The organism is Stenotrophomonas sp., assembly GCF_050737575.1.
In the GTDB taxonomy this organism is placed as follows: domain Bacteria; phylum Pseudomonadota; class Gammaproteobacteria; order Xanthomonadales; family Xanthomonadaceae; genus Stenotrophomonas.
Map to the genome: position 1 here is coordinate 234814 of NZ_JBOHXW010000002.1, position 14911 is coordinate 249724.

14 protein-coding genes are annotated in these 14911 nt (G+C 63.6%); 8 read left to right on the plus strand and 6 right to left on the minus strand.

All coding sequences use genetic code 11. The annotated features are described in order from the left end of the window. Window positions 1–36 precede the first annotated feature (36 nt). On the plus strand, window positions 37–987 hold the full coding sequence (locus ACREP4_RS04180; protein WP_431594950.1) for a Nudix family hydrolase: 951 nt from the start codon (window positions 37–39) through the stop codon (window positions 985–987). Here the strand turns inward: ACREP4_RS04180 and ACREP4_RS04185 are convergent. The 3 genes from ACREP4_RS04185 to ACREP4_RS04195 all read right to left on the minus strand — a co-directional run bounded on the left by ACREP4_RS04185 (window position 977) and on the right by ACREP4_RS04195 (window position 3501). After that, the gene (locus ACREP4_RS04185; RefSeq protein ID WP_431594951.1) at window positions 977–1585 is read right to left on the minus strand and encodes a DUF4124 domain-containing protein; all 609 of its coding nucleotides are present in this window, start codon (window positions 1583–1585) and stop codon (window positions 977–979) included. The two genes, ACREP4_RS04180 and ACREP4_RS04185, sit on opposite strands and share 11 nt — an antisense overlap. Window positions 1586–1642: 57 nt before the next feature. Continuing rightward, a complete protein-coding gene (metF, locus tag ACREP4_RS04190; RefSeq protein ID WP_431594952.1) occupies window positions 1643–2473 on the minus strand; it encodes a methylenetetrahydrofolate reductase [NAD(P)H] in 831 nt (276 codons plus the stop codon). A 92-nt stretch (window positions 2474–2565) separates the two neighbouring features. Beyond that, a complete protein-coding gene (locus tag ACREP4_RS04195; protein ID WP_431594953.1) occupies window positions 2566–3501 on the minus strand; it encodes a COG4705 family protein in 936 nt (311 codons plus the stop codon). On the opposite strand from ACREP4_RS04195, the gene ACREP4_RS04200 reads away from it, so the two are divergent. The 3 genes from ACREP4_RS04200 (at window position 3490) to proP (ending at window position 6307) form a co-directional block, all read left to right on the plus strand. Next, complete coding sequence (locus tag ACREP4_RS04200; protein ID WP_431594954.1) at window positions 3490–4044, plus strand: DUF3228 family protein; 555 nt, start codon at window positions 3490–3492, stop codon at window positions 4042–4044. The two genes, ACREP4_RS04195 and ACREP4_RS04200, sit on opposite strands and share 12 nt — an antisense overlap. 8 nt (window positions 4045–4052) lie before the next feature. Then, complete coding sequence (locus tag ACREP4_RS04205) at window positions 4053–4478, plus strand: DUF2809 domain-containing protein (RefSeq protein ID WP_431594955.1); 426 nt, start codon at window positions 4053–4055, stop codon at window positions 4476–4478. Between the two features lie 299 nt (window positions 4479–4777). Continuing rightward, the gene (proP, locus tag ACREP4_RS04210; protein ID WP_431594956.1) at window positions 4778–6307 is read left to right on the plus strand and encodes a glycine betaine/L-proline transporter ProP; all 1530 of its coding nucleotides are present in this window, start codon (window positions 4778–4780) and stop codon (window positions 6305–6307) included. 103 nt (window positions 6308–6410) lie between these two features. On the opposite strand, the gene dusB is transcribed toward proP, so the two are convergent. The 3 genes from dusB to ACREP4_RS04225 all read right to left on the minus strand — a co-directional run bounded on the left by dusB (window position 6411) and on the right by ACREP4_RS04225 (window position 9783). Continuing rightward, complete coding sequence (dusB, locus tag ACREP4_RS04215; RefSeq protein WP_431594957.1) at window positions 6411–7409, minus strand: tRNA dihydrouridine synthase DusB; 999 nt, start codon at window positions 7407–7409, stop codon at window positions 6411–6413. 94 nt (window positions 7410–7503) lie between these two features. Beyond that, complete coding sequence (locus tag ACREP4_RS04220; RefSeq protein WP_431594958.1) at window positions 7504–8454, minus strand: ribokinase; 951 nt, start codon at window positions 8452–8454, stop codon at window positions 7504–7506. A 30-nt stretch (window positions 8455–8484) separates the two neighbouring features. Beyond that, on the minus strand, window positions 8485–9783 hold the full coding sequence (locus ACREP4_RS04225) for a NupC/NupG family nucleoside CNT transporter (protein ID WP_431594959.1): 1299 nt from the start codon (window positions 9781–9783) through the stop codon (window positions 8485–8487). Window positions 9784–9983: 200 nt separating this feature from the next. On the opposite strand from ACREP4_RS04225, the gene ACREP4_RS04230 reads away from it, so the two are divergent. The 4 genes from ACREP4_RS04230 to ACREP4_RS04245 all read left to right on the plus strand — a co-directional run bounded on the left by ACREP4_RS04230 (window position 9984) and on the right by ACREP4_RS04245 (window position 14819). Beyond that, the gene (locus ACREP4_RS04230) at window positions 9984–10955 is read left to right on the plus strand and encodes a potassium channel beta subunit family protein (RefSeq protein WP_431594960.1); all 972 of its coding nucleotides are present in this window, start codon (window positions 9984–9986) and stop codon (window positions 10953–10955) included. Window positions 10956–11241: 286 nt separating this feature from the next. Next, window positions 11242–11436: a hemin uptake protein HemP gene (gene hemP, locus ACREP4_RS04235; RefSeq protein ID WP_057633428.1), complete on the plus strand. Its 195-nt coding sequence runs from the start codon at window positions 11242–11244 to the stop codon at window positions 11434–11436. A 150-nt stretch (window positions 11437–11586) separates the two neighbouring features. Beyond that, entirely contained in the window at window positions 11587–13791 is a 2205-nt protein-coding gene (locus ACREP4_RS04240; RefSeq protein WP_431594961.1) for a TonB-dependent hemoglobin/transferrin/lactoferrin family receptor, read from the plus strand. 101 nt (window positions 13792–13892) lie between these two features. Continuing rightward, window positions 13893–14819: a DUF6607 family protein gene (locus ACREP4_RS04245; protein ID WP_431594962.1), complete on the plus strand. Its 927-nt coding sequence runs from the start codon at window positions 13893–13895 to the stop codon at window positions 14817–14819. Window positions 14820–14911: the final 92 nt, after the last annotated feature.

Genomic DNA, 14911 nt, shown 5'->3' on the forward strand with positions numbered 1-14911 from the left:
TTGCGCGTTCGGCGGGGTTTTCGGCATTCTCAGCCCATGAATTCTCCTTTGCGCTCCATCCATGTCGTGGCCGCCGTCATCACCGACGCGCGTGGCCGCATCCTGCTCAACCGCCGCACTGGCAACAGTGACATGGCGGGCTTGTGGGAGTTCCCGGGGGGCAAGCGCGAGCCCGGTGAAAGCTCGGAACAGGCGCTGGCCCGGGAGCTGCACGAAGAGCTTGGCATCGAGGCGCAGATCGGCGAGTGGTTGATGGATGTGCCGCAGCTGTATCCGGACAAACGCCTGCGTCTGGAAGTGCGCATGGTGCGCAGCTGGAAAGGTTCGGCGCGCGGCCGTGAAGGCCAAGCCATTACCTGGGTGACGCCGGACAAGCTGTCGCGCTACTCGATGCCGCCGGCCGATCTGCCGGTGGTGGCGGCGCTGCGTCAGCCCGACCGTTATCTGGTCACACCCGAGCCGGGACAGGGCGTCGAGGCGTGGCTGGGCGGAATCGGCGCGGCCATTGAAAGCGGTATCCGTCGGATTCAGCTGCGCACGCCACAGGCGAGCGACCGCGACGCATTGGCGCGTGCGGTGGCCGAGCGTTTCGCCTCGCAGGTGGAGGTGCTGCTCAACCGTGATATCGCCTTGGCGCGCGAGCTGGGCGTGGGCGTGCACCTGGGCGGCGAGCAGTTGTTGTCGCTGTCTGCGCGGCCATTGCCCGAGTCGTTGCCGGTGGCGGCGTCCTGCCACGATCTGGCCCAGCTGCAGGCCGCGCAGCGGCTGGGCTGTGACTTTGTGGTGTTGGGGCCGGTGCAGGCTACTGCCACGCATCCGGGCGCAGCGCCGTTGGGCTGGGAGGCCTTCGAGCAGTTGCGTGAGCAGGTGTCGCTGCCGATCTACGCCATTGGTGGCATGGCCGCCAGTGATATCGAAAAGGCGCGCCAACATGGTGCGCTGGGCGTGGCGGCGATCCGTTCGCTGTGGCCTGCGCCTACAGCGTGATCCAGAAGCAGTTGTACTGACGCCGCAGCCGGAACACGGTGCGCGTGGGCGTGCTGCTGCGTGGCAGCGTTTGTTCCAGTCGCAGGGCAACCGGCCGACGCGCCGGCGGCGCGGCGTTGCTGATCAGCGGGGCCGGAGTGGTTTGCGTGGGGTCTACCGCAGTGCCATCGGTGTAGGTGAAAGGCTCGGTGGGTGCCGGCTCGTAAGAGGCCACTTCGGGGAATACCGGCGCGATATCCAGCAGCGGCCGCTGCACGATTTCATGCAGCCGGTCCATCACCTGGGTGGCGGCGGCGGTGGACAGGCCGTTCCACAAGTAGATGCTGGACAGGCGGTTGGCGTCCTGCGCCTGCGCGGCGGATTGAATCTGCCCCACCAGCTCGCTGAGGCGGCGCGCACAGCTGTCGCGGTATAGCCCGCTGCCACCGGCAGGGCGCGCCGGCAACAGCCGTGCACGGGCGCCCATGACCTCGCAGGGCTTATCACCGTAGACCGTCTGGCCCTGCGCGTTGGTACAGCGGTTGACCTGCTGCGCCTGCGCGTTGAACGCCAACAGGGCAAGGCAGGAAGACAACAACAGCAGCAACGCGGTTCGCATCGCGCAAGCGTAGCGGCTGCGCCGGTTTGCAGGAAGTGACGGCGGTGGTGTTGTTGATCAGGCGCTGCGCAGGCGCTGCAACACGGCGTGGGTCGGCTTGGCCAGATTCAACGTGTAGAAGTGCAGCGATGGCGCACCGCCGGCGATCAGGCGCTCGCACAAGGTGGCAACCACGTCGGCGCCAAAGCTGCGTACCGACTCGGCGTCATCACCAAAAGCCTGCATACGCTTGCTGATCCAGCGTGGGATCTCGGCGCCGCATTGTTCGGAGAAGCGACGCAGCTGGCTGAAGTTGGAAATGGGCATCACGCCGGGAATGATCGGTACGTCCACGCCGAGCTTGCGGCTGGCATCGACGAAGTGGAAATAGGCGTCGGCGTTGTAGAAGTACTGGGTGATGGCCGCATCGGCACCGGCGTCGATCTTGGTCTTGAAGTGGCGAAGATCGGCCAGTGCGTCGCTGGCTTGCGGGTGGGTTTCCGGGTAGGCGCCGACTTCGATGCGGAAGGCATCGCCGTGCTCGGCGCGGATGAAGGCGATCAGCTCGGAGGCGTAGCGCAGGTCGCCGGGGAAGCCCATGCCCGAAGGTAAGTCACCGCGCAGCGCGACCAAGCGCTTCACGCCGATGGCGCGGTACAGCTTGAGCAGCTCGCGGATCTCCTCGCGGGTGCCACCCACGCACGACAGATGCGGCGCCGCCTGCAGGCCGTGGTGCTGGTTGAGGTGGCGCACGGTTTCGGAGGTGTAGCTCAAGGTCGAACCGCCGGCACCGAACGTACAGGACACGTACTCGGGGCCGTGCGCCTTGAGCTTGGCAGCGGTGCGGTCCAGCTGTGCGCGCTGGTCGTCGGTCTTGGGCGGGTAGAACTCGAAGCTGATCGCGGTCATGGAAAGCAGCCGGGCATATCGGAATGCTCGGCATTATATCTCTCCATCAAGATGGATGTGCAATGGTTTCAGGCGAGACCGCGATCTGGGCCTCAGTGCGCCCGTGCGGCGGGCCGCTGCGGCAGCCATGCGACGCAGGCGGCAATGACCAACAGCAGCAACGCGGTGCCGGCGTAGCGGCTCAAGGCCAGGCCGCCGTGGTCGAGGGGTTTGTCCAGGAAGTCGCCCACCACGGCGCCCAGCGGCCGGGTGAGCACGAAGGCCGACCAGAACAGCAGGGTGCGCGGCAGCCGGGTCGTGGCGTACAGCAGCGCGATCAGGGCGAGCAGGCCGGAAAAGAGCGCGATGCCGCCGCTGTAGCCCAGCCCCTGGGTGTCGGCGACCCAATCGCCGAGCGCGGTGCCCAGCGTCTGCGAGAAGGTGATGGTCAGCCAATAGAAGAGCTCGCTGCGTGGCGTGTTGATGCTGGCGACGGAGACCGAGCCGGTTGCCTGCCTCCACAGCCACAACGACGCCAGCAACAGCGACAGCAGCAAGGCGGTGCCGCCGTTGTAGCCCAGGCCGAGCGAGCGCTTCACGTAATCGGCCAGGGTCGTGCCGACGGTGGTGCTGGCGATGATGGCCGACCAGTACAGCCAAGGTTGAAAGGCGCGTGCGCGGATCTGCGCGGCAACCGCCAGCACAAACACCACCGCGAACAATGCCGTGCTCAGCAGATAGCCCAGCCCCATCGACATGCTGACCGCATCACCGCCGACTTCGCCCAGCGTCGTGGCCAATATCTTGATGACCCAGAAGCCCAGGGTGATGGCGGGCACCTTGATGGCATCGCGGGAATCGATGTGGCGCATGGCAGTGCTCTGCAGGGACAGTACGCACTGTCGGCGTGCGAACGTCGGAGTGCTGTCGTAACCGCGTAGGCGCAGCGGCAATGTTTTCCTGCCGTTCAATACGCGGCCACTGCCATGGTGGGCGCCGATCACCGACAATGTGCGCAGCTTCCGAAAGACCTTGCCATGTCCATCCATCTCACCTCGTTTGCCCGCACCCGTTTGTTCCCGCGCACGCCGCGCCCCAATACCATCCAGGATTGCAGCGCCGAGCAGTTCGAGCAGCACTTGAATGCACACGCGCCGGACAAGGTGATTGATGGCTATGCGCCGTTCTGCAAATTGTTTGTCTATCGCAACTGGACCAGCACGCGTTGCCTGACCGTTCCCATCACGGACGACAATCGCCATCTGCTGCGTTCGGCGTATGAGGCGCGCATGCGCGAAGAATTGCCGGTACTGGTGCGCTGGTTTGAAGGCGTGGAATCACCGGTGGCCGACTACCTGGTGGTCATCATGTACAGCCGCGAACAGTTGGAAAAAGAAGGCTCGGTCATCGATGCGGAGTGGGGCGTGGTTGGTTGCCTGTACACCGCTGCGCCGGAAGAAATTCCGATGGCGCCGATCACCATGATGCGCAACGCACTGGGTGTGGAAGAGGGCGGCTCGGGCGTGTCGATGGACCGTGATGCGTATCGCCGTGCGGTGACGTTCTGGGAAAACAACGCCAACTGGCGCTGAGGTCGGATATGCGTGTTTCGCAGCAACGGCTGGCGTTTGGCTTCAGCTGGCCACATGCCGTTCTGGCGGTGCTGGTGTTTGTGATGGAAGTGATCATCGCCACGCAGCTGCCGCATGTGTCGTGGATACGCGCGTATCTGGGTGACGCGCTGGTGGTAGTGCTGATCTATGCGGCGGTGCGCAGCGTGCTGCGTGCCAATGATTACGTCCTGCTGCTGGCGGTGTTCGTGTTTGCCTGCTGCATTGAGTTCGCGCAGTACTTTCGACTCGCGGAAAGATTGGGATTCGTGCGTGGCGATGTGATGTACACGGTCATCGGCAACACGTTCTCGTGGGGCGATATCGCCTGCTACGCGGTGGGTTGCATGGCCGCGGCGTTGCTTGTTTTCTGCAGAAATACGCTTGTTTCAAGGCAATTCAAACAAGTGCGTTGAATGCATTTGCACGCGCGGATGAATGCGCGCGTGGCGTGATCTTTAGATTGTCTTAACACCGGCCCGCGTAAAATAAGCAGGCTCGGTACCTCACGCGCTTCGCGCAGGGCATTCACGCCTGGGTACTTGGACAGCCGGCTTTTCGCCTTTCCAGGCCTTGTTCCTGGTTCTTTACTGTCCCCGACCGTTCCCGCAGCGCTGCTGTGGGTCATTCATTCGTGCGCATTACGGCCTGCGCTGGATTCAGTGTGCCCAGGCCTTGCACGCATCCCACTCAATCACGGGAGGACTGGTACTGCATGTCTACAAGTGAATCCGCTATTCGTAATGAACCGATGCAGATTGGTGACATCACCGTCATCGACAAGGGCAGAGTCAAAAAAGCCGTCACCGCCGCTGCGCTTGGCAACGCAATGGAATGGTTCGACTTCGGTGTCTACGGCTTTGTTGCCTATGCCCTTGGCAAAGTGTTTTTTCCCGAGGCGTCGCCGAGTGTGCAGACCATCGCCGCGCTGGGTACGTTCTCGGTGCCGTTCCTGGTGCGTCCGTTGGGTGGCGTGTTCTTCGGTGTGATGGGCGACAAGTTCGGGCGGCAGAAAGTGTTGTCGGCCACCATCATCCTGATGGCGATCAGTACGTTCTGCATCGGCTTGATTCCGTCGTATGAAAGCATCGGCATCCTTGCGCCGATTCTGCTGCTGTTATGCAAGTTGGTGCAGGGGTTTTCGGTGGGCGGTGAGTACACCGGTGCAGCGGTGTTCGTGGCGGAGTTCGCGCCGGATCGGAAGCGCGGCTTCCTCAGTAGTTGGCTGGATTTTGGTTCCATCGCCGGCTTCGTGTTGGGTGCGGGCGTGGTGGTGGTACTCAGCAGCATTCTTGGGGAAGTGCGTTTTCTGGAATGGGGCTGGCGCGTGCCGTTCTTCCTTGCTGCGCCGTTGGGCCTGATCGGCCTGTACCTGCGCCATGCGGCGGAAGAAACGCCGGCCTTTACCGAACAACTGGAGCGCATGGAGCGCGAGGATCAGGACGCCGTTGGCAGTCCGCCGCGCATCTCTGTCATGGAGATTGCGACGAAGTATTGGCGTTCGTTGCTGGTATGCGTGGGCATCGTGCTGGTCACCAATGTGACCTATTACATGTTGCTGACCTATATGCCGACCTACTTGTCGCACAACCTGCATTACTCCGAAGATCACGGCGTGCTGATCATCATCGTGGTGATGATTGGTATGTTGTTCGTGCAGCCGATGGTGGGCTGGGCCAGTGATCGCGTTGGGCGCAGGCCCTTCATCGCGGCCGGCAGTCTTGGTCTGCTGGTGGCTGCGATCCCGGCGTTTCATCTGATCAACAGCGGCAACATCGGTTTGATCTTTGTGGGCCTGTTGTTGCTGGCGGTGTTGTTGAACTGCCTGATCGGCGTGATGGCGTCCACGTTGCCGGCGATGTTTCCCACGCGCGTGCGTTACAGCGCGCTGGCCACGGCGTTCAATATTTCGGTGATCTTCTGCGGCCTGACACCGACCGCTGCGGCGTGGTTGGTAGAGGTGACCGGCGATTTGATGATGCCGGCGTACTACTTGATGGTGGTGGCCGTGGTGGGCTTGGTGACGGCTTTGTTGATGCGTGAAACCGCCAATCGTCCACTGCATGGCGATACACCCAATGCGTCCAGCCGCCGCGAGGCGCGCGAGTTGCTGCAGGAAGCGTATGACCATATCGAAGCGCGTGTGGATGATCTGGATGTGCAGATTGATGGCTTGCAGAACAGGATCAGTGACCTGCAGGAACGCAAGCAGGCGTTGGTGGATCGGCATCCGGATCTGGTGTGATGCATTGAGCTGCGAAGCGCGCTGGGATTGCGCGTTGCTCCATCCCAGCCTGCGGCGGTAGATCAGCTGCGTCGGCTGAGATGAAATCCCAGCGCTTTCTTGATCACGCCGCCGGTGAACGTGCCGGCACTTCACCGGCGATCAATGCATCGAAGTAATCGCGGGTCAGCCGCAGCTGTGCGTCGGTGCTCTCAGCAGCGTTGACCACCGCGCGGAAGGCGGCATTTTCGGGGCGATCCTTGGCATACCAGCCCAGATGTTTGCGGGCGATGCGCACGCCTTGCGGCTCACCGTAAAAGGCGTGCAGGTCGATGAGGTGGGCGATCAGGATGTCGCGCACTTCCTGCAGCGATGGCGGCGGCAGCTGTTCGCCGGTGGCCAGGTAGTGGCCGATCTCGCGGAAGATCCACGGCCGGCCCTGCGCGGCGCGGCCAACCATCACCGCATCGGCGCCGGTGTGCTTGAGCACCTGCTCGGCCTTCTGCGGCGAATCGATGTCGCCATTGGCCAACACCGGGATGCGCAGCATCGCCTTGATCGCGGCGATGGTGTCGTACTCGGCCACGCCGGTGTAGTGCTGGTCGCGGGTGCGGCCGTGCACGGCCAGCGCGGCGATGCCGCTGTCTTCGGCGATGCGGGCGATGGCCGGTGCATTGCGTACGTCCGCGCACCAACCCGTGCGGATCTTCAGCGTGACCGGCACCGGCACCGCGTTGACCACCGCTTCAAGAATGCGCGCGACCAAGGCTTCGTCGCGCATCAGCGCTGAGCCGGCCCAGGCGTTGCAGACTTTCTTGGCCGGGCAGCCCATGTTGATGTCGATGATCTGCGCGCCGTGGTCAACGTTGTAACGCGCCGCTTCAGCCAGCTGCTGCGGTTCGGTGCCTGCGATCTGCACGCTGATCGGTGCCGGTTCGCCGGCATGGTCCATGCGATGCAGCGACTTGCGGGTATTCCAGAAGCGCGGATCGCTGATGGTCATTTCCGAGGCAGCCAAACCCGCACCCAGCCGCTTGCACAGCTGTCGGAACGGTTTGTCGGTGACGCCCGCCATGGGAGCGAGCACCACGTTCGGGGCGATGGTGTAGGGGCCGATCTGCATGCTGCGTATTGTAGTTGTCCGACAGGAACGTGGCGCCTGAACGGCATGACGGCCCGTTTCCGGGCCGTCATGGGATCAAACGATGTGGATGGACTCAGGCGTCGGCCGGTGTCATCCGCGGCATCGACACCGCTGCGCCTTCCTGCTCGGTGGAGCGGGCGGCGTACTGGTTGGCAAAGCGCACGTGCTTGATGAACGCTGCATCGGGTGTATGCGCCAGCGAGGCGGCCAGTGCGCCGTTGAAGGCGTCGCCGGCGCCGGTGGTGTCCACCACCTGCACCGACTCGGCGGCCACGCGGTAGTACGGCTGGCTGTCGCCGCGCAGCTTGTCTTCGTCATGCGAGACAAACACACCCACTGCGCCCAGCGTCACCACCACGGTGTTGCCCGACAGCTTGCGGCACAGCGCGTGCAGGCTGGCGCCATCCAGCGCGGCCACGTCGTCCGCTTCCACGCGTTCGCCGACATGGCGACCGAGCAGGGCGGCGAACTCGGTTTCGTTCGGGGTGAGTACATCGGCCAGCTTGAGCAGGCTGATGGTGGACGGCGCATTGGCCGGCGCGGCGTTGAGCATGGTCAACACGCCGGCCTCACGGGCCAGGCTGAGTGCGGCTTCGATGGTTTCCACCGGCGATTCCAGCTGTGCCAGCAGCACCTTGGCGCCGCTGATCAGTGCCGCGTTGGCCGACATGAACTCCGTGCTCAGCGAGGCATTGGCGCCAGCGCCGATCACGATGGAGTTGCGGCCACGGCCATCGACGTAGATACCGGCGGTGCCGGTCGGCTCGCTGCTGGCTTCGGCCACCAGTTGGATGCCGTCCGCTGCTGCCAGCTGGCGTGCCAGCGTGCCACCGGCGTCGTCACCCAGGGCGCAGACAAAGCTGGCCTCGGCGCCGGCGCGGCGGGCCGCCACGGCCTGGTTGAAGCCCTTGCCGCCGGGGCCGGTGCTGTAGCGTCCGGCAATGGTCGCCCCTGGCGCGGGCAGGGCATCGCAGCGCCAGACATGGTCGACATTGAAAGAACCGGCAATGACAACAGAACTCATGGAATCTACGTCTCTAAGTTGGCTGATGAATCAGCCGAAATGGGTCAACACGCCGGCAATGGTAGCGGTCATCAGGGTGGCAACCGTGCCGCCCAGCACCGCACGCAGGCCGAACTTTGCCAGATCCTGGCGACGGTCCGGTGCCAGGCCACCAATGCCACCGATCTGGATGGCGATGGAGCTGAAGTTGGCAAAACCGCACAGCGCGTAGGTGGCGATCAGGCGGCCTTCGTCACTCAGGGTGACGCCGGGAACGTTGCCTTGGATGATCTGCGACAGGTCCATGTACGCCACAAATTCATTGATCACGACCTTCTGGCCAATCAGCGAACCCACGGTGGTGGCATCGGCCCACGGCGTACCGATCACCCAGGCAATCGGGGCCAGCACGTAACCGAAGATGGTGGCCAGATTGGTCGGCTTGCCGATGGCGGCCGCCAGGCCGGTGACATCACCGATCCAGGTCAGCGGCGCATTGAGCAGGGCGATCAGGGCGATGAAGGCCAGCAGCATCGCACCGATGTTCAGCGCCAGGCGCAGGCCGTCGGCAGCGCCGCCCGCAGCGGCATCAATGATGTTGGAAGAGGTTTTTTCCACTTCCATCTTCACCGTGCCACGGGTCAGCGGGGTGCCGGTTTCAGGCACCAGCAGCTTGGCGATCACCAGCGTGGCCGGTGCAGCCATGATCGACGCGGCCAGCAGATGCTTGGCGTAGAACGCCTGCGCGGCCGGGTCGCCGCCGCCCAGCATGCCCACATACGCCGCCAGCACGCCGCCGGCAATGTGCGCCATGCCGCCGATCATCATCGTGATCAACTCGGACTGGGTCATCTTGGAGATGTACGGGCGAACGGTCAGCGGGGCTTCGGTCTGGCCGATGAACACGCTGGCACAGACGCTGGTGGTTTCCGCACCGGACACGCGCATCACCTTGGTGATGGCCGCCGCCATGACCCGCACGATGGCCTGCATCACGCCCAGGTGGTACATCACGCCCATCAGCGCCGAGAAGAAGATGATGGTCGGCAGCACCTGGAACGCAAAGATGAAGCCGTATTTGGGGATGTCCATCAGGCTGCCGAAAATGAAGTTGGAACCTTCATTGACGAAGCTCAGGATCTTGACGAAGCCCTTGCCCAGCCAGTCGAACACGTCGCGGCCGCCGGGAACCAGCAACACCAGCGCGGCAAAAGCGATCTGCAGGGTGATGCCGGTGGCAACCAGCTTCCAGTCCACTGCTTTCTTGTTATTGGAGAACAGCCAGGTGATGCCCAACAGCACCGCCAGGCCGAAGAGGCCGAAGCCAATCCTGCCCAAACCTTCGACCATGATGAATCCCCGGGCGAACCCGCAAAAGACGCAAGCCTAGAGCAGCGGCTTATGCCGGGCAAGAATCTTCGGGGCATATGCGGCGAACTGTCTGGATTGCGCCGGTATCGGCAAGGTCTGAGGGCTGAACGGGCAGGTCGGCCAGTTACACTGGCGGCCCTTCCGCGCTGCCGGCGCGGACTGAAATCCTGGAGTGAGCCATGCAATACCGTCGTCTCGGGTCGTCCGGCCTGCAGCTTTCCGCCCTGTCCTTTGGCGCCTGGGTGACCTTTGGCAGCCAGATCGGGCGCGATGAGTCCCGCAACCTGGTCGCCGCGGCCTGGGACAACGGGGTCAACTTCTTCGACAACGCCGAGGGCTATGCCAAGGGCCGCGCCGAGCAGGTGATGGGCGATGTGATCGCCGACCTGCGCCTGCCGCGCGACGGTTACTGCGTGTCGAGCAAGGTGTTTTTCGGCTCGGCCGAAGACCCGGCGCCGACCCAGCGCGGCTTGTCGCGCAAGCACGTCACCGACGCCTGCCACGCCGCGCTCACGCGCCTGCGGGTGGATTACCTGGACCTGTATTACTGCCATCGTCCGGATCCGGAAACCCCGATCAGCGAGACCGTACTGGCCATGGACACCCTGATTCGCCAGGGCAAGGTGCTGTATTGGGGCACCTCGGAATGGTCCGGTGCGCAGATCGCCGAGGCCGTGGCCTTCGCCCGCGCCAACCACCTGTACGCACCGACGATGGAGCAGCCGCAGTACAACCTGCTGCACCGCAAGCGGGTGGAGCAGGAGTACGCGCCGCTGTACGCCGATGCCGGGCTGGGCACCACCATCTGGTCGCCGCTGGCCTCGGGCCTGCTGACCGGCAAGTACAACGACGGCATCGCCACCGATTCGCGCCTGGGCCAGCCGTCGCTGGAATGGCTGCAGACCGCCGTGCTTGGCGAGCCGGCAGAGGATCGTCTGGGCAAGGTGCGCGCCTTCAGTGCGCTGGCTGCCGAGCTGGGTGAGTCGCCGGCGCAGCTGGCCATTGCCTGGTGCCTGCGCAACCCGAACGTGTCCAGCGTGATCCTCGGCGCCAGCCGGGTTTCGCAGCTGGAGGAAAACCTGCGCGCGCTGGATGTCTTGGATCGCGTGGACGCGCAGGGCTGGCAGCGCATCGAAGCCATCTTTGGCTGATTGCCGCCGTTTCCGGTAGCAATGACGTCCACTTGAACGGCCCGGCCTCGCACCGGGCCGTTCTGCTATCTGCGACAGCAGGGTAGGAGCGATTCAGCCGCGAAGTCGGCGATGCAGCCGGCGTCTGCGTGGCTGTAATCGCAGGGTTTAGCTGTCGCGGAAGATGCTTCGGGCATCGCTGCTGAAGCCGCTCCTATGGGTGATGCGAATTCTTTTTGCGAATGGGTATTGCATTGATATTGAGAATCATTATCATCAACTCCGTCCCCAGCACGGAATCACCTCGATGTCCGCTCAGCCCATCCTGCTTCGCCCCCGCACCCTCCACCTGCCGCAGCGTCCGGTCCAGTTGATGTCGGCCGACGGTGTTGTCGACAGCGGCGCCCTGCTCAAGGGCCAGCGTGAAATCGTCATCCAGCACGGCGACAAGTTCTATCGCCTGCGCCACACCAGCAACGACAAGTTGATCCTGACCAAATAACGGCAGGTCGCGTTCCCTGTGGGCCGGCGCCGCCGTGCGCCTTGCCCGTCTGAATCGCACATCTCTCCCCCCCTTGGCAGCGGCCGGGTTGTCCAGGCAATCCGGTCGTCCCGCCAAGGGTTCTGCATCTCCAACGGATTCAAGGCTTCCATGATTCGTCCAACTGTTCTGAGTGCTGCCCTGTGGGCGGTACTTTCTCCCGTGCACGCAGAAACCGCTGCCTCGGCCGATACGCGTGATTTCGACCGCGTGCAGGTCACCGCCACCCGTACCGAACGTGCCGTCAGCGACGTCGCCGCGACCGTGGACGTGATCGACCGCGAGCAGTTGGACAATCAGCTGGTGCATGACATCAGCGATCTGGTTCGTTACGAACCGGGCATTTCGGTGACCCGCAGCGCGACCCGTTTCGGCCTGGGCGGCTTCCGCATCCGTGGCCTGGACGGCAATCGCGTGCTGATCCAGACCGACGGCATCGCCATGCCGAAGAGTTTCGACATTGGCAATTTCGCCAACGCCAACCGCAACTTCACCGATTTGGAAACGCTCAAGCGCGTGGAGATCGTGCGCGGCCCGGCCAGCTCGCTGTACGGTTCCGATGCGTTGGGCGGCGTGGTGGCATTCGTTACCAAAGATCCGGCCGACTACCTGAAGGACGGCAAGGACAGTTACGTCGGCCTGAAGTTCGGTTACGACGGTGACTGGCAGGGCCTGTTGGGGAGCGTCACCACCGCGTTTGGCGGCGAGCGCTGGAGCGGCATGGTCAACGTCAACCATCGCCAAGGCCAGGAAACCGACAACAAGGGCGACAACCGCAGCCACGATTACACCCGCACCGCGCCCAATCCGCAGGAGCGCGACGGTCGCAGCATGTTGTCCAAACTGGTCTACGCACCGGATGACACCCAGCGCTTCCGTTTGACGGTGGAAGGAAATGAAGACATCACCGATACCGATGTCTATTCGTCGATCAACGATACGCATCCGACGCCTTCGGCACGCACCACCACCGATATGACCGCGCACGACAAACAGACGCGCACGCGCGTTTCGTTCGCGCATGAAATGGATGCGTTGAATAGTGCGTTCGCCGACAGCCTGCATTGGCAGCTGTACCGCCAGGACAGCGAGACCACGCAGGTCACCAATGAAGGCCGCACCAACGGCAGCCGTCGTCATCGCGAGTTCAATTTCGACCAGCGCGTGTATGGCGCGCAGGCGCAGTTCAACAAGGGCCTGCAGACCGGCGATGTCGAACACGCATTGACCTGGGGCTTTGATGGCGCGTGGACCGAAGTGAAGCAGAAGCGTGATGGCTTCCAGGTGCTGGCCAATGGCAGCACCAGCACCACGATTCTTCCGGATGCATTCCCGGTGCGTGATTTCCCGATCAGCAAGACCACCGAGTTGGGCCTGTATGTGCAGGACGAAATGCGCATGGCCGGCGGCCGGCTGTCGCTGGTGCCGGGCCTGCGCGTGGATCACTACCGCCTCTCGCCGGAGCTGGACAGCATCTTCCGCGAGGACAATCCAGATATGCCGGTCGCGTCGCTGAGCAAGACCAGCGTGTCGCCGAAGCTGGGCATGGTGTGGCGCTTCGACGATGAGTGGTCACTGTTCGCCGGTTATTCGCACGGGTTCCGCTCGCCGCCGTACAACGACGTGAACCTCGGTTTCACCAACGTGATGTTCGGCTACACCGCCATTCCCAATCCGGACCTGATGCCGGAAACCAGCAATGGGGTGGAACTGGGCATGCGTTATCTCACTCCGGCCGCTTACGTCAGCGTCAGCGGCTACTGGAACGACTACAAGGATTTCATCGAGTCGCAGCGCAACGTCGGCCGCAACGCGCAGGGCTTGTTGGTGTTCCAGTCGCAGAATATTTCCGAAGCCCGTATCTACGGCGCGGAGCTGAAGGCCGGTGTGGATTTCGGTCAGCTCAGCGCTGCGCTGGACGGTTGGTCGCTGCGCAGCGCACTGGCGTGGTCGCACGGCCAGAACCGTACCGAAGACGTGCCGCTGGATTCGGTGGACCCGCTGCGTGGCACGGTCGGCCTGATGTACGACCGTGATGCGTGGGGCGTGGAACTGGCCGGCACCTTTGCCAAGCGCAAGACCCGTATCGCCGATGCAGACGCCTACCGCCCGGCCGGCTACGGTGTGCTCGACCTGATGGGCCATTGGGAGTTCGCGCCCGGTGCCAAGTTCAACGTCGGCGTGTTCAACCTGGCTGATCGCAACTACATCGACTGGTCCAGCATCACCTCGACGCTGGCAACCGGCAGCACTGTCATCGACCGTTACAGCAACCCGGGCCGCACGGTATCGGCCAGCGTCGCGGTGTCCTGGTAACACCAAACCTTCTCTCTCCGGTTCCGCAAGGGCCGACTCCGAAGGATCGACTGCGGCCACGGATGGCCATTCCCTCTTCGCAACGCACAAAGGAACGCTCAATGAAGCTCCATCACGCCAGCCTGTTGTTGCTCGCCACCGCCTGCGGTGCCGCCAGTGCAGCACCCGCCAGCATCGCCCGCGACCACGATTTCATCCTGGCCATGCAGGGCGAGTACACCGTGGATTTCGCCTTCGACGAAACCGTCCTGCTCAAGCCCGGCTATGAGCGCGCGGCGGCCATGCGCAGCGGCGGCAATGAAGTGGTGATCGTCATTGAAGACACGCCGCAGCGCATCGTGCTGCAGCACCTGTTGGTGGATGAAAAGAGCGGCCACGTCACCAAGCATTGGCGTCAGGACTGGGTGTACGAAGCGCCCAACCGTTTTGAGTTCACTGCCGACCAGAACTGGTTGGTGCGCAGCATCCCCGCAGCAGTGAACCAGGGCGCCTGGACGCAATGCGTGTACGAAGTCAGTGACGCGCCGCGTTACTGCGGCACCGGCAAGTGGAGCTACGACAACAACGTGCCGACCTGGACCAGCGACCTGAGCTGGCGCCCGTTGCCGCGTCGTGAGTACACCAAGCGCAGCGACTACAACGCGTTGTCCGTGGTGAACCGTCACACGCTCACGCCCAATGGCTGGACGCACGAACAGTTCAACACCAAGGTGCAGCGCAATGCTGACGGCAGCCAGGTGGAAATCGCGCGCGAGTTCGGTTTCAACGATTACCTCAAGACCACGGACGTCGACTTTGCGCCTGCCTACAGCTACTGGAAGGGCACGTCGGGCTTCTGGGCGCAGGTGCGTCAGCGCTGGGATGGCTTCCTCGGCAAGGCGCCGGGCGTGCACCTGAAGACCAAGCTGGACGGCATGGCGATGATCATTCCGCTGTTCGAGCAGGCCGAGGCCGTCAAGGACGGCGCGGCAGTGGATAGCGCGAAGATCGATGCGGTGTTCACCCAGTACGTCGATGCGGCCAAGTAAGAGCGGCCTCGGCCGCGAAGCTGATGCGGCCTGCAACTGCAGCAACCGCATCGGCGGGCGGAGCCCCGGCTTCGCGCCTGAAGGCGCTCCTA

Excerpts from the sequence above, each read along its gene's own strand:
- ACREP4_RS04180 (WP_431594950.1), top strand. The coding sequence starts at position 37 with ATGAATTCTCCTTTGCGCTCCATCCATGTCGTGGCCGCCGTCATCACC.
- ACREP4_RS04185 (WP_431594951.1), bottom strand. The coding sequence starts at position 1,585 with ATGCGAACCGCGTTGCTGCTGTTGTTGTCTTCCTGCCTTGCCCTGTTG.
- metF (WP_431594952.1), bottom strand. The coding sequence starts at position 2,473 with ATGACCGCGATCAGCTTCGAGTTCTACCCGCCCAAGACCGACGACCAG.
- ACREP4_RS04200 (WP_431594954.1), top strand. The coding sequence starts at position 3,490 with ATGTCCATCCATCTCACCTCGTTTGCCCGCACCCGTTTGTTCCCGCGC.
- ACREP4_RS04195 (WP_431594953.1), bottom strand. The coding sequence starts at position 3,501 with ATGGATGGACATGGCAAGGTCTTTCGGAAGCTGCGCACATTGTCGGTG.
- ACREP4_RS04205 (WP_431594955.1), top strand. The coding sequence starts at position 4,053 with ATGCGTGTTTCGCAGCAACGGCTGGCGTTTGGCTTCAGCTGGCCACAT.
- proP (WP_431594956.1), top strand. The coding sequence starts at position 4,778 with ATGTCTACAAGTGAATCCGCTATTCGTAATGAACCGATGCAGATTGGT.
- dusB (WP_431594957.1), bottom strand. The coding sequence starts at position 7,409 with ATGCAGATCGGCCCCTACACCATCGCCCCGAACGTGGTGCTCGCTCCC.
- ACREP4_RS04220 (WP_431594958.1), bottom strand. The coding sequence starts at position 8,454 with ATGAGTTCTGTTGTCATTGCCGGTTCTTTCAATGTCGACCATGTCTGG.
- ACREP4_RS04225 (WP_431594959.1), bottom strand. The coding sequence starts at position 9,783 with ATGGTCGAAGGTTTGGGCAGGATTGGCTTCGGCCTCTTCGGCCTGGCG.
- ACREP4_RS04230 (WP_431594960.1), top strand. The coding sequence starts at position 9,984 with ATGCAATACCGTCGTCTCGGGTCGTCCGGCCTGCAGCTTTCCGCCCTG.
- hemP (WP_057633428.1), top strand. The coding sequence starts at position 11,242 with ATGTCCGCTCAGCCCATCCTGCTTCGCCCCCGCACCCTCCACCTGCCG.
- ACREP4_RS04240 (WP_431594961.1), top strand. The coding sequence starts at position 11,587 with ATGATTCGTCCAACTGTTCTGAGTGCTGCCCTGTGGGCGGTACTTTCT.
- ACREP4_RS04245 (WP_431594962.1), top strand. The coding sequence starts at position 13,893 with ATGAAGCTCCATCACGCCAGCCTGTTGTTGCTCGCCACCGCCTGCGGT.